This is a genomic window from Pseudomonas sp. FG98 (assembly GCF_057808595.1).
Genome location: NZ_JBMDIJ010000046.1, coordinates 14,105 through 34,700, shown reverse-complemented (window position 1 = coordinate 34,700; position 20,596 = coordinate 14,105). Strand labels below are relative to the sequence as shown.

The following is a 20,596-nucleotide window of genomic DNA, read 5'->3' as shown; positions in this document are numbered from 1 at the left end:
CACATGTCCGCCACCGCATTGTTCACACCCTTCCAACTGGGCGCCCTGGAGCTGCCGACCCGCGTGGTCATGGCGCCGATGACCCGGACCTTCTGCCCCGGCGGCGTGCCCCACGCCAAGGTGGTCGAGTACTACCGCCGTCGCGCCGCCGCCGGGGTCGGCCTGATCGTCACCGAGGGCACTACCGTCGGCCACAAGGCGGCCAACGGTTATCCCAACGTCCCGCGCTTCTACGGCGAAGACGCCCTGGCCGGGTGGAAGAAGGTGGTTGATGCGGTGCATGCCGAGGGTGGCCGCATCGTTCCGCAGTTGTGGCATGTCGGCGCGGTGCGTCGCCTCGGCACCGAGCCGGATGCCAGCGTGCCGGGCTACGGCCCGAGCGAGAAGCTCAAGGATGGCGAGGTGGTGATCCATGGCATGACCCGCGAGGATATCCAGGAGGTTATCGCCGCCTTCGCCCAGGCCGCGCGGGATGCCCAGGCCATCGGTATGGACGGCGTGGAGATCCACGGCGCCCATGGCTACCTGATCGACCAGTTCTTCTGGGAAGCCAGCAACCGTCGCGACGACGAGTACGGCGGCGACCTGGCCGGCCGCTCGCGCTTCGCCATCGAACTGATCCAGGCCGTGCGCGCGGCGGTTGGCCCGGACTTCCCGATCATCTTCCGCTTCTCCCAATGGAAACAGCAGGACTACAGCGCACGCCTGGTCACCACCCCGGAAGCCCTGGGCGACTTCCTCAAGCCGCTGTCCGATGCCGGTGTGGATATCTTCCACTGCTCGACCCGGCGTTTCTGGGAGCCGGAGTTCGAAGGCTCGTCGCTCAACCTGGCCGGCTGGACCCGCCAGCTCACCGGCAAGCCGACCATCACCGTGGGTAGCGTCGGCCTGGATGGCGAGTTCCTCCAGTTCATGGTCGACACCGACAAGGTGGCGCAGCCGGCCAGCCTGGAAAACCTGCTGCAACGACTGAATGCCGAGGAGTTCGATCTGGTGGCGGTCGGGCGTGCGCTGCTGGTCGATCCACAGTGGGCGGCCAAGGTGCGCGACGGACGTGAAGGCGAGATCCTGCCGTTCAGCCGTGAGGCGCTGACGAGCCTGGTTTGACCAGCAAGCCGGGTCGGTCTTTGTCGATCGGCCTGGCACGCAGCGGTTCGCAGGCGTTGCGCAGATGTTCCTCGAACTGCTCGACAATCGCCGGCCAGCCCTGGCGGCTGGCGTGCTGGCGGGCATTCAGGCGCACCCGGCGCAGGGTCTCGCTGTCTTCCAGCAACCAGCAGGCGGCATCGATAAAGGCCGTGGCATCGCCGGGCATGGCCAGCGCGCCATTGTGTCCGTGGCGAATGTGCTGGGCCGCTGCGGCTTCGTCGTAGGCGACTACCCCCAGGCCCGAAGCCAGGGCTTCCAGCACCACGTTGCCGAAGGTTTCGGTCAGGCTCGGGAAGAGGAAGATATCGCCGCTGGCGTAGTGTTCGGCCAGCCGCTCGCCACGTTGCGGACCGCAGAAAATGGCGTCCGGCAATTGTTCCTGCAACGCCGCCCATTGCGGGCCGTCGCCGACGATCACCAGGCGGATGCGCCGCTTCGGGTACTTGCCTTGCAGCTCTTCCAGGGTGCGTCCGAGCATGCCCAGGTTCTTTTCCGCAGCCAGTCGGCCGACGTAGAGCAGGGCGATATCGTCGTGGCCCAGGCCCCACTGTTCGCGCAGCGCCGGGTTGCGTCTGGCCGGGTTGAACAGACCGCTGTCCACCCCGCGGGAGAGCAGGGCCAGGCGCTCGAAACCGCGCCGCTCCAGGGACAGGCGCTGGCTTGGGCTGGGCACCAGGGTGCTGTGGGTGCGGTGATGGAACCAGCGCAGATAGTTGGTCAGCGCCCGCGCCAGCAGGCCGAGGCCGTACTGGTTGGAGTACTGCTGGAAGTTGGTGTGAAAGCCGCTGACCACGGTAATCCCCAGGCGCCGCGCAGCGCGCAGGGCGCTCAGGCCGAGCGGGCCTTCGGTGGCGATGTAGAGCACGTCCGGACGGTCGCGGCGCCAGCGCCGTAGAAGCTTGTGCATCGACACCTGGCCCCACTGCAGGCCCGGGTAGCCCGGCAGCGGCCAGCCACGGCAGAGCAACTGGTCGGCATCGAGCTGCCCGGGGGGATCGTCGCTCTGCCGCGGTCGCACCAGTTCTACCCGATGGCCGCGCTGGCGCAGGCCGTCGCTGAGGCGGCCAAGGGTATTGGCCACGCCGTTGATTTCCGGTGGGAAGGTTTCACTGATGAGGGTGATGTGCAGCGGGAGTGTCGTCATGGTGCCCAGTCTCGGCAGGGTAAATGGCGCACGGATGACGTTTGGGTGACATATCCGTGACGCCCGATAACCGACGTTTTCCGGGGGCGAAATAATCCTTCCGTGCCGCTCAAGAATGCTGACCCGCCAGCCGATGCAGTAGGCATTCCCAGATGTCGATAGCGCTCCAGGAGAGCGGTGATGTTCAACAGCAAACTGAAGAAAGAAAACGAAGAACTGCGTGAAAAACTGCTGAGCCTGGAGCAGGTCAAGGACAGCCTGGACAGCGAGATGCTGGTCCTGCAACTGGACCCTAGCGGGCGCATCGAAGCAGCGAACGGCAATTTCGAACGGGAGATGGCTTACAGCAGTTCGCAACTGGTCGGCCGGCATATCGAGGAGATCGTCCCGGCCCACGTCAAGCCGCTGGATTTCTACCAGCGCATGAAACAGGCCATCGCTCGCGGCGAGCACCTCAACGGCGCGTTCCGCTTGCTGCGGGGCAATGGCGAAGAAGCCTGGCTGCGTTCGATCCTGCAACCGGTCAAGGACGGCAGCGGGCGCATCAAGTATTTCACCATGCACTCCAGCGACCTGACCCGGACCATCGAGACCTCGCGCGAGCATGAAAGCCTGATCAAGGCGCTGATGCGTTCCACCGCCGTGATCGAGTTCAACCTCAATGGCGAAGTGCTGTCGGCCAACGACCGTTTCCTGCGCACCATGGGCTACAGCCTGGAACAGGTTCGCGGCAAGCATCACCGCATGTTCTGCGAGCCGGAGGAGTACAACTCCGCCGAGTACCATGCGTTCTGGGAAAAACTGCGCCGTGGCGAATTCGTTGCCGAGCGCTTCAAGCGCATCGATGCCCATGGTCGTACCGTGTGGCTGGAAGCCTCGTACAACCCGATCATCGATGCCCATGACGTGCTCTACAAAGTGGTCAAGTTCGCCACCGTGATCACCGACCAGGTCAACCAGGAAAATGCCGTGGCCCAGGCCGCCGACATTGCCTACACCAACTCCCTGGCTACCGACACCAGCGCACGTCGTGCCACTGAAGTCGTGACCCAGACCGTCGACGTCATGCGCGGCCTGGAAACCTACATGCAGGACGCGGCCAACGGCATCCAGGCGCTGGACAAGCAATCCCAGGTGATCGGCTCGATCATCAAGACCATCAGCGACATCGCCGGGCAGACCAACCTGCTGGCGCTCAACGCCGCCATCGAGGCGGCCCGTGCCGGTGAGCAGGGCCGTGGCTTTGCCGTGGTCGCCGACGAAGTGCGGCAACTGGCCTCGCGCACCAGCACCGCCACCGAGGAAATCGCCCGGGTGGTGCAGCAGAACGAAGCGCTGGCCAAGGCGGCGGTGGACATCATCGACAGCAGCAAGCGTCAGGCCGAACAGGGCCTGGAGCTGGCGGGGCAGACGGGGACGGTGATCACCGAGATCCAGGATGGGGCGCAGAAGGTGGTGAATGCGGTTGGGCAGTTTTCCAATCAGTTGAAATAAGGATCGGTCGGGGTCTTCGGTCGGTCATACCCTACTTCGGCAAAAACAATGGCCGACGCGCAAGGCGTCGGCCATTTTCATCAACGAATCCGCAGCAAACCATCCAGCGACCACTTGCCTCCCCCCTTCGCGATCAGCAGCAACAGCAGCCCCGCCCAGGTCAGATGGGTCGGCCAGGCATCCGGGTAGACGAAGGTCTGGATCACCAGGGTCATGCCCAGCAGCGCCAGCGCCGCAGCGCGGGTGAACAGGCCCAGTACCAGCAGCAGCGGAAACAGATGCTCGGCGTAGGTCGCCAGATAGGCGGCCAGGTGCGGTGAGATCAGCGGCAGCATGTATTCGCTGCGAAACAGCTCGAAGGTACTCGGGGTCAGGGTCAGCAGGCCTTCGACCTTGGTCCGTCCGGACATGAAGAACACCCCGGCGATGCCGAAACGCGCGACCAGGCTCAGCAGGGAGTCGCCGAGCAGGCGCTGTGCCGCTTCGGCAAGGCGGTTGTAACGTGAGTGGGGGCAATGCGGGGCTGCTTGGGTAATGGCCATGACGGGCTCCTTCAATCGAGGTCAAGCGGGCGGAACACTCCGGCGCGCAACAGGCGCCCGAGCAGATCGGTGAAGTCGAGGTCGGGCTGGATATCCAGGGCCTGGGCCGACGCCCGGTCGAGGCTGTGGCCGGCGGCACAGGCATCGAGAAAGACACAGCCCGCGTGTTCCAGGGCCTGATGGCTGACACCTGCTGCGCTGCCGACCAGCAGTGCGCCTTCGCCGTGCCACGGGATCTGATCGTGCCAGTCCAGGCCCTCGCGGTTGTAATGCCAGAGGCTGTAGACCGGGTGCGCTGCGCACCAGCGCCAGCGCACCGGGCGACGTGGCGTCAGGTTCAGGTTGGCGAGGTCGCCGGGGGTGATGCCGGCCAGCGAGGCCAGCTCCAGAGCGGGGTCATCAATGGCAGAGAAGGCCGTCAGCCAGTCGTGATCGAGACGGGCAACATCGGCCAGCCAAGGGAGTTCGGCGAGGTTGACCAGGGCACCGAGATAGTCCGGGAAGGCGGCGCCGTAATGCACCAGGCGGCCATCGTCGGGTGGTGAGCGCAATGCGTAGTCGCTGGCTGCCGCGCGCATCCAGGGCGTCCCTACCAGGCGCTCGACGCTGGGGAAGTTGGCGCACAGCGCGTCGACACAGCCCTTGAGTACGGTGTTGCGGTAGACGGCGAAGGCCGGTTGCGTGGTCAGGTCGAGCAGTGCTGGGGCAGGGCGCTGGTACAGGGCTTCGACGAAGGCGTCCTGGAATTGTGCGAGCTTCATGACAGGTTCTCCGCCCGGTCCAGCAGTGATTGGGCTCTTTCACGTTCATCGAGCAATTCGTTGAACGCGGGAAGTGCGTCATCGCGCTCGATCAGGGTCGGGCGCGCACCGATGCGCTGGATCAGTTGTCGGTAGAGCGTCCAGACCGGTTCGGCGACGGCCGCGGCATGGGAGTCGATGAGCAGCGGACTCGCCTCGTCGTGACTGAAGCCGGCCAGGTGGATTTCCGCGACCAGCGCGGCGGGTATCCGCTCCAGCCAGGCATTGGCGTCGTAGCCCAGATTGTGGGCGCTGACGTGGACGTTGTTGACGTCCACCAGGAGTTTGCAGTCGGTGCGTCTGGCCAGTTCGACGAGGAAATCGGTTTCGTCCCAGTCATGTCCGTCCAGACGCAGGTAATGGCTGGGGTTCTCTATTGCGATCTGCCGGCCCAGTGCGTCCTGGGTACGCAGGATGTTGTCGGTGATGCGGGCCAGGGCCTCGTCGGTTCGTGGAAAGGGCAGCAGGTCCGGATGGTAGCTGCCGCGCCAGGCCGACCAGGCCAGGTGCTCGGAAACCAGCACCGGATCGAGCTGATCCACCAGTTTGCGGAGGCGGCGCAGATGCTCTTCATCGGGATGCGCATCCGCCGCCAGTGACAGCGAGACACCGTGCAGCGACAGCGGATGGCGTTCGCCGATCCGCTGCAGCCAGGCCCGGCGAGGGCCGCCGACCATGTAGTTCTCCGGATGGACCTCGTACCACAGGCCCTCGGCGTCGCAGGCCAGGGCGTCGGCGTAATGCTCCGCCTTGAGCCCGAGCCCGGCGCCGATTCGGTTGCTGGGTTGCATGGTCGGCACTCCGGGTCAGGATTTCAGCGGAGTCAGCGAGCCCATGCCGTTGGGCGTCTTGATCGAGGTGCAGGTGCCGGCCGGAACGTTCTTCCAGGCGTTGCCCTGGTAGTCCATTTTCGAGGTGCCGGCGCAGGTCGTTCCGGCACCGGCCTTGCAGTCGTTCTTGCCGGCCATGGCGACGCCGTAGCACTTCTCCATGGCTGCGCCCTGGGTGGCCTGGGTTTTCATGTCATCGGCCATTGCAGTGCCGGCCAGAGCGGCGAGGGCGAGGGCGGCGGTAGCGAGGGTGAGGTTTTTCATGATGCGGTCTCCACGGGTTGGATGGCTCCGGTGATCTACCGGTGGCTCGTGGAGTAGTTCGCTGGCTTCCGGGAAACGGTTACAGCATGGGAAAAATTTTTTTTGAGAATTGTCTGGCAGCCTCCTAAGGTAATGCCGCACCCGCGTCCTACAGTCATGGATAACGGGACGACGATCAGGAAATTTCAACAGGGCTGTAACCAGGGCGGTCGATGCAACGAACTAGTTCTCAGGACTCACTCAACGGGCGTGAAGCGCAATTGCGTGACCTGCTGCTGCGTGGCATGGCAGGCGATGCCGGGGCGTACCGTGAATTCCTCGCCGCGCTGGCGCTGCACTTGCGCGGCTTCTTGCGTCGCCGGCTGGCTGCGCGGCCGGAGGAGATCGAGGACCTGCTGCAGGAGGTGCTGCTGGCGGTGCACAATGTTCGCCACACCTACCACGCCGACCAGCCGTTGACCGCTTGGGTGCAGGCCATCGCCCGCTACAAGCTGGCCGATCATTTCCGCGCCTTCGCCCGTCGCGATGCGCTGCATGATCCGCTGGACGACGAAGACGAGCTGTTTGGCCATGGCGACGATGAGGCCGTACAGGCCAGTCGCGACCTGGGTAAATTGCTGGAGCAACTGCCGGATCGCCAGCGCCTGCCCATCGTCCACGTCAAGGTCGAGGGGCTGTCGGTGGAAGAAACGGCGCGCCTGACCGGGTTGTCCATTTCGGCGGTCAAGGTGGGTATTCACCGCGGGCTGAAGGCGCTTGCGGGCATCATTCGAGGTAAAGGCAACGATGAAAACCGATGAACTGCTCGATCTGCTCGCCAGCGGCGAAGGGCCGGTGGAACGTCATGCACTGGCCCGGCGAATGGGCGTTGCCCTGCTCGCGGGGGGGCTTGTCGCACTGCTGCTGGTGATGAGCCTGTATGGCGTGCGCAGTGACCTGGCCGAGGTGGCGCGCACGCCGCTGTTCTGGGCCAAGGTGGCGTTGCCGGGCAGCCTGGCGCTGCTGGCCCTGTGGCTGAACCAGCGGCTGGCCCGGCCGGGCGTGCCGGGAGGGGCGGTCTGGGTTTTGCTGGGGCTGCCGTTGCTGCTGGTCTGGCTGGGGGCGGCGCTGAGCCTGGCCGGGGCCGCACCGGAAGCCCGCGCCGAGCTGATTTTCGGCCGTACCTGGCGCACCTGTGCGTTGAATATCAGCCTGCTGTCGATCCCGGTGTTCATCGCGATTTTCCGCGCCCTGCGTAGCCTGGCGCCGACCCGCCTGCGTCAGGCCGGGGCTGCGGGGGGGCTGCTGGCTGGCGCCATTGCAACGCTCGCCTACTGCCTGCATTGCCCGGAGATGGGCATTCCGTTCTGGGGTGTCTGGTATCTGCTGGGCATGCTCCTGCCCACCTTGCTTGGCGCGGCCCTGGGGCCGCGCCTGTTGCGTTGGTAGGGGCGGGTTTCAGCGCCCGTCATGCTCGCGCACCCAGAACACCGTGGCACCGGCCACCGCCGCCGGCATCATCAGGATATTCACGAACGGCACCAGCAATGCCGCATAGGTGATGCCACCGAAACCCAGCGACTGCCAGCGCTTCTGCCGCAGCCAGGCGAGCATGTCCTGCCAGCTCATCTTGTTGTTGTCCGCCGGGTAGTCGATGTACTGGATGGCCATCATCCAGATACCGAACAGCAGCCACAGCGGCGCGGCGATGATGTTCACCACCGGGATCAGCGAGAGGATGAACAGCCCCAGGGCGCGGGGCACGAAGTAGCCCAGCTTGCGCATCTCGCGGCCAAAGGTACGCGGCACCATGGCCACCAGCTCGCCCCAGCTGAAGGGCGGGAAGTCATCCTTGCCACGCACCACCACTTCGACCTTTTCCGCCAGGAAGCCATTGAATGGCGCGGCGATGATGTTGGCCAGCAGGGTGAAGGTGAAGAACACCATCAACGCCACCAGCACCACGAACAGCGGCCAGAGGATGTAGGTGAGGAAGCTCAGCCAGCTGGGCAGGGTCGGCATCAGCGCATCGACCCACAGGGCGAACTGGTGTCCGGCCAGGTAGATGAGGCCGACGAACAGCAGCAGGTTGATTGCCAGGGGCAGCAGCACGAACAGGCGCAGGCCAGGGCTGAGGATCAGCTTCAGGCCTTCGCGCAGGTATTGCGGGCCGGACAGGACAGGGGCTTGCATAGAGGGCTCCGGGGTGGAAAACGCGCCGACCTTACCGAGTTTGTCGGCGCGACGAAAGCCGCACGGGGGCGGCGAAACGGGGTGTAACAAATCCCCGGGAGGATAGGCGATAGGCAAACACCGCGAGGGTGCGGAGCTATATAGAGCCGGTCTATAAGGTGGATTGTTTAAGGATATTTCCTTAATCTTTGGCCCCTCGCTACAGTGCGCACAGTCTTTTCAACGCCTTCGAAGCCAAGGTTTTCAAGGAGTTCCCGTGAGCATTGCAGTCATCAGGCAGGCCTTGCAATTTGCCCCGCAACATGGCGAAGTCTGCCCCGCCGGCTGGCGACCAGGTCCGGACACCGATGTCCTGGACGCTGCCGAGAACCTGGCGGACAACGCCACACGCCTTTGAGGCCTTGCTGTAGCGGTTTTTCAGGACCTGCTGCAACGGGCCTTCCCCAAGGCTTTGCAGGTCCTTTTTTATTCCCGCCGATAGTCCCGGCGATAGGGTGCTGGCAATCCAGCGCCAGCCCGACAGGAGCGTGTCATGTCCGAAGTACGTCATTCCCGCGTCATCATCCTGGGCTCCGGCCCTGCTGGTTACAGCGCTGCTGTCTATGCCGCCCGCGCCAACCTCAAGCCGCTGCTGATCACCGGCATGCAGGCTGGCGGCCAATTGACCACCACCACCGAAGTCGACAACTGGCCGGGCGACCCCCATGGCCTGACCGGCCCGGCGCTGATGCAGCGCATGCAGGAACACGCCGAGCGTTTCGAAACCGAGATCGTCTTCGACCACATCAATGAAGTGGCCCTGCAGCAGAAGCCGTTCACCCTCAAGGGCGACAGCGGCACCTACACCTGCGACGCACTGATCATCGCCACCGGTGCCAGCGCCCGCTACCTGGGCCTGCCGTCGGAAGAGGCGTTCATGGGCAAGGGCGTTTCCGCCTGCGCCACCTGCGACGGTTTCTTCTACCGCAACAAGCCGGTTGCCGTGGTCGGCGGTGGCAACACTGCCGTTGAAGAAGCGCTGTACCTGGCCAACATCGCCAGCAAGGTGACCCTGATCCACCGTCGTGAAACCTTCCGCGCCGAGAAGATCCTGATCGACAAGCTGCACGCCCGGGTTGCCGAGGGCAAGATCGAGCTCAAGCTCAACGCCACCCTGGACGAAGTGCTGGGCGACAACATGGGTGTCACCGGTGCGCGCCTGAAGAACAACGATGGCAGCTTCGACGAAATCAAGGTCGACGGTGTGTTCATCGCCATCGGCCACACCCCGAACACCTCGCTGTTCGAAGGCCAGCTGGAACTGAAGGATGGCTACATGGTGGTTGCCGGTGGTCGTGAAGGCAACGCTACCGCCACCAACATCGAAGGCGTGTACGCCGCCGGCGACGTGGCCGACCACGTCTACCGCCAGGCGATCACCTCGGCCGGTGCCGGCTGCATGGCAGCGCTGGACGTCGAGCGCTACCTGGACGGTCTGCAGAACGCCTCGTTCTGATCGTCTGATGTGAAAAAACCGCGAAGTCCCTGAAGGGGCTTCGCGGTTTTTCATTTCTGCGGGTCTTCAATACACCCGTTCAAGTCCTGCCGCGCTTTCCTTGCCGCGCTTGCGACAGACAACGATCCCCACCAGCGACACGCCCATCGCCAGCATCAGCGTACTGGTCGCTTCGGCGCGATGTTCCGGCGTGACCACCAGTACCGCCAGCGCCGCCGAGATAAACACGATCACCCCATAGGTCAGCCACGGGAACAGCCACATCTTCAGGGTGAGGTTATCGCCGTGCCGCCGGCGCATGCGCAGCTGCGAGATGGCGATGGCCAGGTACACCAGCAAGGCGATGGCCCCCGAGCTGGACAGCAGGAAGTCGAACAGGCTGGCCGGCGCGAAATGGTTCAGCGCGGCAATGAAGGCGCCGACCGCTGCGGTGACCAGCACCGCCGTGCGCGGTACGCCGTTGCCCGAAGTCCTGGCTGCCGCCGCCGGCGCATCGCCGCGACGGGCCAGGGAAAACAGCATGCGCGAGGCGATGTAGATCGACGAGTTCATGCAACTGGTTACCGCCACCAGCACCACCAGGTCGACGATCAGCTTGGCGTGGGGCACCTGCAGCAATTCCAGCGCGCGCTGGTACGAACCTACCGTGGCCAGTTGCGGATCGCTCCACGGCACCACGGAAATCACCACCATGATCGACAGCAGGTAGAACACGCCGATGCGCCAGATCACCGAGCGGGTCGCCTTGGCGATATTGCGCGACGGCTCGCCGGATTCGGCGGCGGCGATGGTCACCGACTCGGTACCGATAAAGCTGAACATGATGGTGATGAAGGCACCGACCACGGCGGTCATGCCGTTGGGCGCGAAGCCGCCGTGGTCGCGCATCACGTTGAACAGCCCGGCGCCTTCATGGTTGGGCACCCAGCCGGTCAGGGCGGCGGCGCCGAAGCCGATGAACAGGATGATCGCGGTGACCTTGAGCAGGGCGAACCAGAATTCGAATTCGCCGTACTTGGCCACGCCGAACAGGTTGGTGATGCTCAGCAGCACCACCGAGACCAGGGCGTAGATCCAGCTGTCGATGCCGGGAAACCACTGGTTGAGGATATAGCCCGCCGCCAATGCTTCGATGGGCACCACCAGCACCCAGAACCACCAGTACAGCCAGCCGATGGTGAAGCCGGCCCAGCCGCCGATGGCTTTTTCGGCGTAGGTGGAAAAGGAGCCGGTATCGGGGTTGGCCACGGCCATTTCGCCGAGCATGCGCATCACCAGCACCACCAGGGTGCCGGCGGCGAGGTAGGCGAGGATCACGGCGGGACCGGCTGCGGCAATCGCGTGTCCGGAACCGACGAAGAGTCCGGCGCCGATGATCCCGGCGATGGACAGCATGGTGACGTGACGGGGCTTGAAACCGGTGGACAGTTGTCCGCCAGGGGAGTCGTTCAGGCTCGACATACTCTGCTCTTGTTGAGGGATTTATCGATGGCAGAGACGAAGCAGCGACCGGCCGCTTCAAGAGGCGTGCCTCTACGCGTGTCGTTATGGGCCGGCTCAGGCGGTCCGGCGGGGCTACCTTACCGCGAGGCAGGGCGGGGCGATTGACCCGGTTGCGGCTTGGGGTTTGCCGATTGCGACATGGGAATAGAAGTTGGGAAGGGAGGTCACAGACCTTGTGGGAGCTGGCTTGCCAGCGATTACGATGCTGAGTTCACCGACGTAATCGCTGGCAAGCCAGCTCCCACAGGGGAGCAGTGTCGCTTCTGGAACGGTCAGAGGCTCAAGCGCATCGACAGGTCGACCGCCTTCACATCCTTGGTCATCGCACCGATGGAGATGTAGTCCACGCCGGTCTCGGCGATCACCCGCAGGGTGCTTTCATTGATGCCGCCACTGGCCTCCAGCTTGGCCCGGCCGGCGGTAAGGCGCACCGCTTCGCGCATTTCATCCAGGCTCAGTTCGTCGAGCATGATGATGTCGGCGCCGCCATTCAGCGCCTGTTGCAGTTCTTCCAGGCTTTCCACTTCGATCTCCACCGGCTTGCCCGGTGCGATGCGCCGCGCCGCGCCGATGGCTTCGGCGACACCGCCACAGGCGGCGATGTGGTTTTCCTTGATCAGGAAGGCATCGAACAGACCGATGCGGTGGTTATGGCAACCGCCGCAGGTCACCGCGTACTTCTGCGCCAGGCGCAGGCCGGGCAGGGTCTTGCGGGTGTCGAGCAGGCGCACCTGGGTGTCGGCGACCTTGTCGGCCAGGGACTGCGCGTGGGTCGCCACGCCGGAGAGCATCTGCAGGAAGTTCAGCGCACTGCGCTCGCCGGTCAGCAGCGAGCGGGCCGGGCCTTCCAGATGGAACAGCGCCTGGTTGGCTAGCGCACGTTGGCCGTCCTGTACCTGCCAGTGCACCGCCACCCGCGGATCGAGTTGACGAAACACCGCGTCGACCCACGCCGTACCGGCGATCACGCAATCCTCGCGGGTAATGATGGTGGCCTTGGCCAGGCGTTCGGCGGGGATCAGTTGGGCGGTGATATCGCCGCTGCCGACATCCTCCAGCAACGCACGGCGCACGTTGGCTTCGATTTCGGCGGTCAGATCGGCGAGGCGTAGGTTCGGCATGACGAGCTCCACAAGCAAAGTGGGCGGGATTATAGGGCAGGCCGGGGCGTGCGCGCAGCAGCCACCGGGCATTGCGTCTAGCGCGTGCCTTTGGTCGGGAAAGTTGAGCGTTTTACCCGGAAAGGCGGTCTACCCGAGGCTGGAGTTGCGCGCATGGCGGCTCTGGTCAACAGGAAATAATTTCAAGATAATGCGCGACCTATATTTGACGTCATGCTTTTGACGATTTCGAAATAGCCCCCCTGCAAGGAGACCGGGATGCAAAAAGACGGGAAGGTGCTGCCCTTTCGCAGCGTCGCCAGCCAGGCTTCGCCGGCGTCCTTCGCTCGTCTGCCGGTTGCGCTCCTGCATGTAAGGGACAAGGCGGCGCTGCAACTGCGCCAGTCGCTCCAGGTACTGTTCGACAACGCCGACGACACGCTTTTCGAAATGGCCGACAAGGCCGCTGGCAACAAGGAGCGTAATCTACTGTTCGAGGCCATGCGCGACCTGCGCCACAAGCGCAAGAGCATCGAGCGCGGGTTTCTCGACAGTTTCTACGCGGCGTTCATGGAGGTCGGCCATGGCGACCCGCTGGCCGCGCTGCCGGCCCGTGCTCCGATTCACGACAGCCTGAGCCTGCTGGCCAGCGACGAGCTGGAGCGTGCCGTGGCGGTGGATGGCATGGTTGCCCGGGTGCTCAGCCGCGACGGCTTCGCCCTCGGGCAACTGACCCAGCGCCTCAACAGCCTGCTGCAACAGCCCCTCGACGACCGCAACAACCCGCTGGGGCCGACCCTGTTGTGCGAATACTTCCTGCGCGCCGGGCGTAGCCTGGGTGTGGGGATCAAGGTCAAGCTGGTGCTGCTGACCCTGTTCGAGCGCTATGTCCTGCGCGAAGCCGACCAGTTGTACAGCGAAGCCAACCAGGTGCTGGTGGCCAGCGGCGTTCTCCCCGAACTGAAGGCGCCACCGCGGCGTCGTGCCCAGGACCGTGCCGTGGTGGAGACCCGCGAGCCGGCCAATGAAGCGGACGACAGCGTCGATGCCGAAGAGGTGGATGCCGCCACCCAGGCCGTGTTTTCTTCCCTGCAATCACTGTTGCGTCCGGTGCGCGGGCGCCTTGCTCCGCGCCTCGGTGGCGGTCCGCTGCGGCCGATCAGCACCCGCGACCTGCTGCGTCTGCTAACCCACCTGCAACAGTATGTGCCGGCGGAGCTCGCCCACGAAGACTTCGACCTGCGTCACCACCTCGAACAACTGTTGACCCGCCTCAGCGTACAAAGCGGCAGCGGTCGGCGCCTCGACGCGGGCGACGAGGACGTGATCAACCTGATCGCCATGCTCTTCGACTTCATCCTCGGCGATCGCAACCTGCCGCATTCCTTGCGTGTGCTGATCGGCCGCCTGCAGATCCCTACGCTCAAGGTGGCCCTGCTCGACAAGCGCCTGTTCAGCCGCGCCACCCACCCGGCACGACGGCTGCTCAATGAAGTGGCGTCTGCGGCCATGGGCTGGGACAAGCGCGACGACCACCAGCGCGACAACCTCTACCAGCACGTGGACCGTCTGGTGCAGCGTCTGCTTGATGATTTCAACGACGACCCGGCGATCTTCGCCGAGCTGCTCAACGATTTCCTCGCCTTCAATAATGACGAACGGCGCCGCACCGAGTTGCTGGAGCAACGTACCCGCGACGCCGAGGAGGGCCGGGCACGAACCGAGCACGGCCGCGCTCGGGTGCAGCACGAGCTCAACTGCCGGCTGCAGGGCAAGCAGTTGCCGCGCAGCGTGGTGCGCGTGCTGGAAGATGCCTGGAGCCAGGTCCTGCTGCTGGCCTGGCTCAAGCATGGCGAGGACTCGGCGCCGTGGCGCGATGCGCTGCTGACCATGGACGAACTGCTGTGGAGCGTCGGGCCGCTGGAGCAGCCGGAAGACCGGCAACTGCTGCTGGCGCGGGTGCCCGGGCTGCTCAAGGCCTTGCGTGAGGGCCTGGGCGGTGCGGTGTTCGATCCGTTCGCCACCAGTGAATTCTTTGCCTCGCTGGAGCTGCTGCACCTCGGCGCCTTCGACCCGTCGCGCGGGCAGGGTGACGCGCAGCCCGGTACCGAGCGGGTGCTGGTACGCGATGAAATCATCCTTCAGGGCCCCGAAGACTGGCCGCTGTACGACGGTGGCCAGCACTTGGCCGAGGACGACCCCGAGCTGCTCAGCGTGCGCCGCCTGCAACCCGGTGCCTGGATCGAGCTGCACGAGGACGACGAAACCCTGCGCTGCAAGCTGATCGCCCTGTTCGACGACAGCGACCGCTATGTGTTCGTCAACCGCAGCGGCATGAAGGTCCGCGAATGGACCGAGATGGGCCTGGCCGCAGCGCTGCAACGGGGCGATGTAAGTCTGCTCGACGACAGCCTGCTGTTCGATCGCGCCCTGGACTCGGTGGTCAGCCAACTGCGTTGTGATAGCCACTGATCCTGCACACTTTTTAACGATACAGAGCGGGGTGGCTCGGGGCATACTGCTGCGGTGCCCTCGTTTTTACGGACTTTCTATGCAGCTGGATCGCACTACAGGCTGGTTCGCTGGCGTCACCCATTGCCCTTCCCCCAATTTCAACGCGCGCCCCGATGGCGAGGCCATCGCCCTGCTGGTGATCCACAATATCAGCCTGCCGCCCGCGCAATTCGCCACCGGCAAGGTCCAGGCGTTCTTCCAGAACCGCCTCGATCCTGCCGAGCACCCCTTCTTCGAAACCATCAAGGACCTGCGGGTCTCGGCGCACTTTTTGATCGAGCGCGACGGCCAGGTCACCCAGTTCGTCTCTTGCCTCGATCGCGCCTGGCATGCCGGGATCTCGCGCTTTGGCGAGCGTGAGGGCTGCAACGACTTTTCCATCGGCATCGAACTGGAAGGCACCGACGAGCTGCCCTACAGCGATGCCCAATACCAGGCGCTGGAGTGCCTGACCCGGCAATTGCGCGCGGCCTGGCCGGCCCTCGACGGCGAGCGGATCTGTGGCCACAGCGATATCGCCCCCGGGCGCAAGACCGATCCCGGCCCGGCGTTCGACTGGGCGCGCTACCGCTCGACCCTTGTTCAGGAACAGGAGAACTGATCGATGACTTTCCTGGTGTTGTTGCTGGTGCTCTGGATCGAGAAGTTCTCGGCCCTGCGCAGTCGCCTGCAACGTGACGGTTTCTTCCTTGCCGAACTGGCGCGCCTGGAGCGCAACGGCAAGGTCCAGCCCTGGTGGGTGCTGGCGATCGTGGTGCTATGCCCGGTGGCCCTGGTGGCCTTGCTCCTGCATGTGCTGGACCCGGTGGCCTATGGTTTGCTGGCCTTGCCGGTGCATGTGCTGGTGTTGATCTACAGCCTCGGGCGCGGCGACGTGAAGGCCGCGCTCGGACCGTTTCGCGATGCCTGGCGGCGCGGTGACGAGCAGGCGGCGGTGCATGTGGCCGAGCGCGACCTGAAGGTGATCGCCGACGACGAGCAAAGCCTGTTGCACAAGGTCCAGGGGCATCTGCTGTGGGATGCCTGCCAGAGCTTTTTCGCGGTGATCTTCTGGTACGTGCTGTTGGGCCCGGCGGCGGCCCTGGCCTATCGGCTGCTGGCGCTGGCGGCTGATAACGCGAGCAATCCTGCGGTGCAGGAGCGGGCCCGGCAACTGCGGCATGCCTTCGATTGGGCGCCGGTGCGGGTGCTGGCGGCGAGTTTTGCCTTGGTCGGCAACTTCGTCGCGGTGAGCCGGGTGATGTTGCATGAACTGCTCAACTGGCATATCGCTGCGCCGCGCCTGATCACCATTGCCGGGCATGCTGCCGCCGAATTGCCGGCCACCGCGCCTGCGGGCGAGGAGGGGCTGGCCGGGCTGGACAAGATCTGGGAGTTGCTGCTGCGCTCGGCGGTGCTCTGGTATGCGTTCTTTGCCCTTTGGACCGTGCTTGGCTGAAATTCTGTAGTGGCCTTGCGGGCCTCATCGCTGGCAAGCCAGCTCCCACAGGTTTTGTGAACACCCAGAACCCTGTGGGAGCTGGCTTGCCAGCGATGAGGCCCGCGAGCCAGGAGATGACTGTCTAGTCATTTACCTTAAGTTACAAAGCCCTCCTTCGATATGCGCTATACAGGTGCAGGAGCGTCGCCAATGGCTAACTGCCATTGCGCCAGACAACAATAAGAAATTCGAAGGAGACGACCAGTGAAGAGCCTGTTGCGTCCGGCTATCGCCCTGATGAACCGCCTGAGCTTCGGTATGAAGTTCAGCCTGATCAGCGTCCTGTTCTTCCTGCCCATGCTGGTGACCAACTTCTATCTGGTCCGTGATTCCTACGCCAAATTCAACGCCACCCGCATCGAGCTGCAGAGCCTCGATCTGTTGCGCGGCACCTTGAGTACGCGCAACGACCTGGAAACCCTCGGCAACCTGGTGCAGATCAATGCCGTGGTCGGCCAGTCGGGCAAGGCCGAGGATATCGAGGCGCGGGTGGCCAGCCTCGGCCAGCAGATACAGGAAAAACTCGCCGCCTTGCAGGTGACGTCCGGCGACGAAGTCCTGGCCAAGGCCTTCGCCGAGAAGCGCGACGAACTGCTCGACGCCCTGCGCAACGCCCTGAACGAATCCTCGTTGCCGGCCCAGGTGGCGCTGTTCGACAAGCTGCAAACCCCGGCGCAGAACCTGCCGCGCCTGGTCGCCAGCCAGTCCGGCCTGAGCCAGGACGTCGACGGCGCCATGCGCCAGCTCACCGAACTGCTCACCACGGTCACCCCCCAGGTCACCCAGGCGCTTGGCGAAGGTCGCAGCATGGGCTCCTATTCCCTGGCCCAGGGCTTTATCAACTCCACCGCCAGCACCCGTTTCGAAGACCTGCTGTTGCAGCTGGAAAAGCTCTCGGCCGACTACGGCATGAAGCTCCAGGAGGCGCTGTCCGCCGACCGCCAGGCCGAAGCCCGTCTGGGCACCCAGGCCGCCGCCAGCCAGGCCTCGCTGAAACAGGCCTCGGAGCTGTTCGAAAGCCAGGTGGTGGTGGCGGAAACCCTCGATGCCCCCTGGGCGCAGTTCTACCAGCGCACCAGCGACCTGATGGCCCGCACCTACGAACTGAACGACGCCACCACGGCCTTCCTCGACCAGCAACTGCAAGACCGCCTCGGCGAATACCGCAGTCACATGATCCTGCTGGTAGTGGCCCTGGCCACGGTGTTCCTGCTGGTGGTCTATCTCTATAGCGGTTTCTATGCCTCGACCCGCAACACCCTCAACAGCCTCGGCGTGGTGATGGACAAGGTGGCGGGCGGCGATATGACGGTCAGCTACGAGGTGCAGAGCCGCGACGAACTGGGCGAGCTGGGGCAGATGTTCAATGGCACGGTGAAGCGCATCCATGACCTGATCGAAAAGGTCGGGCAGACCGTCGCCGAGGTAGAACGCCAGGCCGAGCAGGTGCACCAGGTGTCATCGCGCAGCAACCAGGCGGTCAGCGGCCAGCGCGGGCAGATCGAGCAGGTCGCCACGGCGATGAACCAGATGTCGGCCACCGCCCAGGAAGTGGCGCGCAGCGCAGCGGCGGCGGTGAGCAGCGCCCACAGCGTCAATCAGGAGACCGTGACCGGCCGCGGCCTGGTGGAGTCGCAGCAGGGCAGCATCGCCGGGCTGGCCAAGGAGATCGACCAGTCGGTGGCGGTGATCAACCAGTTGGTCAGCGACAGCCAGGCCATCAGCCGGGTGCTGGAAGTGATCAAGAGCATTGCCGAGCAGACCAACCTGCTGGCCCTCAACGCCGCCATCGAAGCGGCGCGCGCCGGTGAGCAGGGGCGCGGCTTCGCGGTGGTGGCGGATGAAGTGCGCACCCTGGCCAAGCGCACCCAGCAGTCCACCGGCGAGATCGACGAAATGATTTCGCGCCTGCAGAACGGTGTCGGGGCAGCGGTGCGGGCGATGGACAGCAGTCACCAGATGGCGGCGGGCACGGTGAATCAGTCGCAGCAGGTGCAAATGGCGCTGGAAAACATCCTTGGCGCGATCGGCATGATCGTCGACCAGAACCAGCAGATCGCCGCGGCGGTGGAGCAGCAGACGGCGGTGGCCCATGACATCGACCAGAACATCGTGCAGATCAACCGCGCGGCGGAGCACACCACCCAGGGCGCGCACCAGACCGAGGACGCCAGCCGGCAGTTGAATGCCCAGGTGATGGAGTTGAAGCAGTTGATCGGGGCGTTCAGGGTCTGAGTCCTGTGGGTGCCTCATCGATGGCAAGCCAGCCTTGCTATCCCTGTGGGAGCTGGCTTGCCAGCGATGAGGCCCTTACTGCCAGCCAAATAACCTGCAGGCATTCCGGGTAGTGGCCTCGGCCAGCACCTCGACCTCGATCCCCATGACCGCCGCCAGCGCCCCGGCAATCTCCGGCAGATGCACCGGGCTGTTCCTCACCCCCGGGAACATCGCCGGCGCCATGTCCGGCGCATCGGTCTCCAGTACCACTGACTCCAGCGGCAGGCGCGGCAGTACCTTGTGCAGCCGCAGCGCCTGTGGCCAGGTGGCGGCACCGCCCAGGCCCAGGTGAAAGCCCAGCCTGATGTATTCCCGCGCTTCCTCGTAGCTCCCGGCAAAGGCATGGATGATCCCGCCGCGCTTGAGCTTGAAACGCTTGAGGGTGGCGATCACCGCCGCATGACTGCGCCGCACATGCAGCAGCGCCGGCAGCTCGAAATCTGCCGCCAACCGCAACTGCGCCTCGAACAGCGCCTGCTGCCGTTCGCGGTCGAGTGCTTCGAGGTAGTAGTCCAGCCCGAACTCGCCGACTGCACACAACTGCGGATCACCGTGCAAGCGGCTCAGCCAGTCGCCCAGGTCGGCCAGATGCTCGGGACGATGATCGTCAAGATAGACCGGGTGCAAGCCGAACGCGGCGTACAGCGAGGGATCGCTCTTGACCAGGTCCCACACCCGCTGCCAGTTGGCCTCGTACACCCCCAGCACCACCATCTTCTCCACCCCGCCGGCGCGGGCCGCGGCGAGGAGTTCGCGGCGGTCGGCGTCAAAGTCGGGGAAGTCGAGGTGGGTGTGGGTGTCGATCAGGCGCATGTCAGCCCTTGAAGATCCGCTGCTTGAAGGTCCGCGCCACAGCGTGGATGCCCGGCTGGTACTGCTTCTGCTCCACGGCGGCGAGGGCCAGTTGCAGCGCGGTTTCGGCGATCAGGCCGTGCTGCTGGGCCATGGCATTGACCGGCAGCGGCAGGAAGTCGAGCAACTGGGTATCGCCGAAGGTGCCCAGGTGCAGGGCACGGGAGTCCGCCGGACGGGTCGAGAGCACGTCGAACACCCCTTGCAGCAGCACGTAGGAGGTGGTCACCAGGGCATCCGGCAGGCGGCCCTGGTCGGCCAGCAACTGGCTCATCAGCTCGCGCCCGCATTCACGGCTGAAGGCGTCGCCCTGGTACTGGCTGACCTTGCCGTCGAAGGCATGCAGGGCCTGGTCGAAACCGCTGGCACGGGCCTGGCTGACGCTGAGCTCGGAGCGGGCGCCGATCAGGGCGATATTGGCCGGCTTGAGGTCCAGCAGGCTGCGGGTCAGTTCCAGGCTGGCCGGCTGGTCGTCGCTGATCACCGAGCAGAACACCTTGGGATCCATGCTGCGGTCGAGGGCGATGATCGGCAGGCCCTTGGCTTGCAGTTCGCGGTAGCTGTCATCGCTGGGCGGCAGGCAACTGGCGACGAACAGCGCATCGCAGCGCCGGGCGCGGAACAGCTGCTGCAACTGGCGCTCGCTGTCCGGCTGGTCGTCGCTGCTGGCAATCAGCAGCTGGTAGCCACGCGCCCGCGCACCCTGTTCGAGCTGCTTGGCGATGCGCGCGTAGCTGGGGTTTTCCAGGTCGGGAAGGATGAAGCCGAGGGTCTTCGTGTGTCGGCTGCGCAGGCCGGCAGCCTGCGGGTTGGGGGTGAAGCCATGGGCTTCGACCACAGCGCGGACACGCTCGACAGTCGCATTGCTGATGCGTTGCTGCTCGGCCTTGCCGTTGATGACGTAGCTGGCGGTGGTCACGGAGACGCCGGCCAGACGGGCTATATCGCTGAGTTTCACCAGATTTTCCTTGTTATATGCC

Annotated in this window: 20 protein-coding genes and 2 pseudogenes; 12 read left to right on the top strand and 10 right to left on the bottom strand. The window is 64.8% G+C overall.

Translation table 11 applies throughout. From position 1 onward, the window contains the following. Nucleotides 1-3 precede the first annotated feature (3 nt). The gene (locus ACODSK_RS22265) at nucleotides 4-1,107 is read left to right on the top strand and encodes an NADH:flavin oxidoreductase (protein WP_489019210.1); all 1,104 of its coding nucleotides are present in this window, start codon (nucleotides 4-6) and stop codon (nucleotides 1,105-1,107) included. Here the strand turns inward: ACODSK_RS22265 and ACODSK_RS22260 are convergent. After that, on the bottom strand, nucleotides 1,076-2,293 hold the full coding sequence (locus ACODSK_RS22260; RefSeq protein WP_489019208.1) for a glycosyltransferase family 4 protein: 1,218 nt from the start codon (nucleotides 2,291-2,293) through the stop codon (nucleotides 1,076-1,078). The two genes, ACODSK_RS22265 and ACODSK_RS22260, sit on opposite strands and share 32 nt — an antisense overlap. 180 nt (nucleotides 2,294-2,473) lie before the next feature. Here ACODSK_RS22260 and ACODSK_RS22255 point away from each other — a divergent pair. Then, nucleotides 2,474-3,250, top strand: a pseudogene (locus ACODSK_RS22255) (PAS domain-containing protein); the annotation flags it as partial. A 108-nt stretch (nucleotides 3,251-3,358) separates the two neighbouring features. After that, on the top strand, nucleotides 3,359-3,787 hold the full coding sequence (locus ACODSK_RS22250) for a methyl-accepting chemotaxis protein (RefSeq protein ID WP_489019246.1): 429 nt from the start codon (nucleotides 3,359-3,361) through the stop codon (nucleotides 3,785-3,787). A gap of 80 nt (nucleotides 3,788-3,867) precedes the next feature. Here the strand turns inward: ACODSK_RS22250 and ACODSK_RS22245 are convergent, their stop codons facing one another. The 4 genes from ACODSK_RS22245 to ACODSK_RS22230 are packed head-to-tail and all read right to left on the bottom strand — an operon-like array spanning nucleotide 3,868 to nucleotide 6,223. Beyond that, complete coding sequence (locus ACODSK_RS22245; RefSeq protein WP_489019206.1) at nucleotides 3,868-4,329, bottom strand: DoxX family protein; 462 nt, start codon at nucleotides 4,327-4,329, stop codon at nucleotides 3,868-3,870. 11 nt (nucleotides 4,330-4,340) lie between these two features. After that, on the bottom strand, nucleotides 4,341-5,090 hold the full coding sequence (locus ACODSK_RS22240) for an HvfC/BufC N-terminal domain-containing protein (protein WP_489019204.1): 750 nt from the start codon (nucleotides 5,088-5,090) through the stop codon (nucleotides 4,341-4,343). Continuing rightward, the gene (bufB, locus tag ACODSK_RS22235; RefSeq protein WP_489019202.1) at nucleotides 5,087-5,920 is read right to left on the bottom strand and encodes an MNIO family bufferin maturase; all 834 of its coding nucleotides are present in this window, start codon (nucleotides 5,918-5,920) and stop codon (nucleotides 5,087-5,089) included. Before bufB ends, ACODSK_RS22240 begins: the two co-directional genes overlap by 4 nt. 15 nt (nucleotides 5,921-5,935) lie before the next feature. Beyond that, nucleotides 5,936-6,223 carry a BufA1 family periplasmic bufferin-type metallophore gene (locus tag ACODSK_RS22230; RefSeq protein ID WP_489019200.1) on the bottom strand — a complete coding sequence of 96 codons (288 nt, stop codon included), beginning with the start codon at nucleotides 6,221-6,223 and terminating at the stop codon, nucleotides 5,936-5,938. A 212-nt stretch (nucleotides 6,224-6,435) separates the two neighbouring features. Between ACODSK_RS22230 and ACODSK_RS22225 the strand changes: the two genes are divergently transcribed. Both ACODSK_RS22225 and ACODSK_RS22220 read left to right on the top strand, forming a co-directional pair. Further along, on the top strand, nucleotides 6,436-7,023 hold the full coding sequence (locus tag ACODSK_RS22225; protein WP_489019198.1) for a sigma-70 family RNA polymerase sigma factor: 588 nt from the start codon (nucleotides 6,436-6,438) through the stop codon (nucleotides 7,021-7,023). Continuing rightward, nucleotides 7,010-7,651, top strand: coding sequence for a DUF1109 domain-containing protein (locus tag ACODSK_RS22220; protein WP_489019196.1), 642 nt, complete (start codon nucleotides 7,010-7,012; stop codon nucleotides 7,649-7,651). Before ACODSK_RS22225 ends, ACODSK_RS22220 begins: the two co-directional genes overlap by 14 nt. Before the next feature lie 9 nt (nucleotides 7,652-7,660). On the opposite strand, the gene cysZ is transcribed toward ACODSK_RS22220, so the two are convergent. Further along, nucleotides 7,661-8,395 carry a sulfate transporter CysZ gene (cysZ, locus tag ACODSK_RS22215; protein WP_489019194.1) on the bottom strand — a complete coding sequence of 245 codons (735 nt, stop codon included), beginning with the start codon at nucleotides 8,393-8,395 and terminating at the stop codon, nucleotides 7,661-7,663. A gap of 256 nt (nucleotides 8,396-8,651) precedes the next feature. On the opposite strand from cysZ, the gene ACODSK_RS22210 reads away from it, so the two are divergent. Both ACODSK_RS22210 and trxB read left to right on the top strand, forming a co-directional pair. Next, complete coding sequence (locus tag ACODSK_RS22210; protein WP_489019192.1) at nucleotides 8,652-8,792, top strand: hypothetical protein; 141 nt, start codon at nucleotides 8,652-8,654, stop codon at nucleotides 8,790-8,792. Nucleotides 8,793-8,927: 135 nt separating this feature from the next. Then, nucleotides 8,928-9,890: a thioredoxin-disulfide reductase gene (trxB, locus tag ACODSK_RS22205; RefSeq protein ID WP_489019190.1), complete on the top strand. Its 963-nt coding sequence runs from the start codon at nucleotides 8,928-8,930 to the stop codon at nucleotides 9,888-9,890. Nucleotides 9,891-9,956: 66 nt separating this feature from the next. Here the strand turns inward: trxB and ACODSK_RS22200 are convergent, their stop codons facing one another. Further along, nucleotides 9,957-11,351 carry an amino acid permease gene (locus ACODSK_RS22200; RefSeq protein ID WP_489019188.1) on the bottom strand — a complete coding sequence of 465 codons (1,395 nt, stop codon included), beginning with the start codon at nucleotides 11,349-11,351 and terminating at the stop codon, nucleotides 9,957-9,959. 314 nt (nucleotides 11,352-11,665) lie between these two features. Further along, on the bottom strand, nucleotides 11,666-12,514 hold the full coding sequence (nadC, locus tag ACODSK_RS22195; RefSeq protein ID WP_489019186.1) for a carboxylating nicotinate-nucleotide diphosphorylase: 849 nt from the start codon (nucleotides 12,512-12,514) through the stop codon (nucleotides 11,666-11,668). A 258-nt stretch (nucleotides 12,515-12,772) separates the two neighbouring features. Between nadC and ACODSK_RS22190 the strand changes: the two genes are divergently transcribed. From ACODSK_RS22190 to ACODSK_RS22170, 5 genes and pseudogenes are all read left to right on the top strand, one after another. Next, entirely contained in the window at nucleotides 12,773-14,965 is a 2,193-nt protein-coding gene (locus tag ACODSK_RS22190; protein WP_489019184.1) for a DUF1631 domain-containing protein, read from the top strand. A gap of 79 nt (nucleotides 14,966-15,044) precedes the next feature. Continuing rightward, nucleotides 15,045-15,608, top strand: coding sequence for a 1,6-anhydro-N-acetylmuramyl-L-alanine amidase AmpD (ampD, locus tag ACODSK_RS22185; protein ID WP_489019183.1), 564 nt, complete (start codon nucleotides 15,045-15,047; stop codon nucleotides 15,606-15,608). 3 nt (nucleotides 15,609-15,611) lie between these two features. Further along, a complete protein-coding gene (ampE, locus tag ACODSK_RS22180; protein ID WP_489019181.1) occupies nucleotides 15,612-16,445 on the top strand; it encodes a regulatory signaling modulator protein AmpE in 834 nt (277 codons plus the stop codon). 279 nt (nucleotides 16,446-16,724) lie between these two features. After that, a pseudogene (locus ACODSK_RS22175) lies at nucleotides 16,725-17,819 on the top strand (methyl-accepting chemotaxis protein); the annotation flags it as partial. Next, complete coding sequence (locus ACODSK_RS22170; RefSeq protein WP_489019244.1) at nucleotides 17,793-18,722, top strand: methyl-accepting chemotaxis protein; 930 nt, start codon at nucleotides 17,793-17,795, stop codon at nucleotides 18,720-18,722. The pseudogene ACODSK_RS22175 and the gene ACODSK_RS22170, both read left to right, overlap by 27 nt. Nucleotides 18,723-18,797: 75 nt before the next feature. Here ACODSK_RS22170 and ACODSK_RS22165 read toward each other — a convergent pair whose 3' ends face one another. Further along, complete coding sequence (locus tag ACODSK_RS22165) at nucleotides 18,798-19,577, bottom strand: TatD family hydrolase (protein WP_489019179.1); 780 nt, start codon at nucleotides 19,575-19,577, stop codon at nucleotides 18,798-18,800. Nucleotide 19,578: 1 nt separating this feature from the next. Next, on the bottom strand, nucleotides 19,579-20,574 hold the full coding sequence (cra, locus tag ACODSK_RS22160; protein WP_489019177.1) for a catabolite repressor/activator: 996 nt from the start codon (nucleotides 20,572-20,574) through the stop codon (nucleotides 19,579-19,581). Nucleotides 20,575-20,596: the final 22 nt, after the last annotated feature.

Excerpts from the sequence above, each read along its gene's own strand:
- ACODSK_RS22260 (WP_489019208.1), bottom strand. The coding sequence starts at position 2,293 with ATGACGACACTCCCGCTGCACATCACCCTCATCAGTGAAACCTTCCCA.
- ACODSK_RS22220 (WP_489019196.1), top strand. The coding sequence starts at position 7,010 with ATGAAAACCGATGAACTGCTCGATCTGCTCGCCAGCGGCGAAGGGCCG.
- ACODSK_RS22200 (WP_489019188.1), bottom strand. The coding sequence starts at position 11,351 with ATGTCGAGCCTGAACGACTCCCCTGGCGGACAACTGTCCACCGGTTTC.
- nadC (WP_489019186.1), bottom strand. The coding sequence starts at position 12,514 with ATGCCGAACCTACGCCTCGCCGATCTGACCGCCGAAATCGAAGCCAAC.
- ACODSK_RS22230 (WP_489019200.1), bottom strand. The coding sequence starts at position 6,223 with ATGAAAAACCTCACCCTCGCTACCGCCGCCCTCGCCCTCGCCGCTCTG.
- ACODSK_RS22190 (WP_489019184.1), top strand. The coding sequence starts at position 12,773 with ATGCAAAAAGACGGGAAGGTGCTGCCCTTTCGCAGCGTCGCCAGCCAG.
- ACODSK_RS22250 (WP_489019246.1), top strand. The coding sequence starts at position 3,359 with ATGCGCGGCCTGGAAACCTACATGCAGGACGCGGCCAACGGCATCCAG.
- trxB (WP_489019190.1), top strand. The coding sequence starts at position 8,928 with ATGTCCGAAGTACGTCATTCCCGCGTCATCATCCTGGGCTCCGGCCCT.
- bufB (WP_489019202.1), bottom strand. The coding sequence starts at position 5,920 with ATGCAACCCAGCAACCGAATCGGCGCCGGGCTCGGGCTCAAGGCGGAG.
- cysZ (WP_489019194.1), bottom strand. The coding sequence starts at position 8,395 with ATGCAAGCCCCTGTCCTGTCCGGCCCGCAATACCTGCGCGAAGGCCTG.
- ACODSK_RS22245 (WP_489019206.1), bottom strand. The coding sequence starts at position 4,329 with ATGGCCATTACCCAAGCAGCCCCGCATTGCCCCCACTCACGTTACAAC.
- ACODSK_RS22165 (WP_489019179.1), bottom strand. The coding sequence starts at position 19,577 with ATGCGCCTGATCGACACCCACACCCACCTCGACTTCCCCGACTTTGAC.
- ACODSK_RS22170 (WP_489019244.1), top strand. The coding sequence starts at position 17,793 with ATGACGGTCAGCTACGAGGTGCAGAGCCGCGACGAACTGGGCGAGCTG.
- ampD (WP_489019183.1), top strand. The coding sequence starts at position 15,045 with ATGCAGCTGGATCGCACTACAGGCTGGTTCGCTGGCGTCACCCATTGC.
- ACODSK_RS22225 (WP_489019198.1), top strand. The coding sequence starts at position 6,436 with ATGCAACGAACTAGTTCTCAGGACTCACTCAACGGGCGTGAAGCGCAA.
- ACODSK_RS22265 (WP_489019210.1), top strand. The coding sequence starts at position 4 with ATGTCCGCCACCGCATTGTTCACACCCTTCCAACTGGGCGCCCTGGAG.
- ACODSK_RS22240 (WP_489019204.1), bottom strand. The coding sequence starts at position 5,090 with ATGAAGCTCGCACAATTCCAGGACGCCTTCGTCGAAGCCCTGTACCAG.
- ampE (WP_489019181.1), top strand. The coding sequence starts at position 15,612 with ATGACTTTCCTGGTGTTGTTGCTGGTGCTCTGGATCGAGAAGTTCTCG.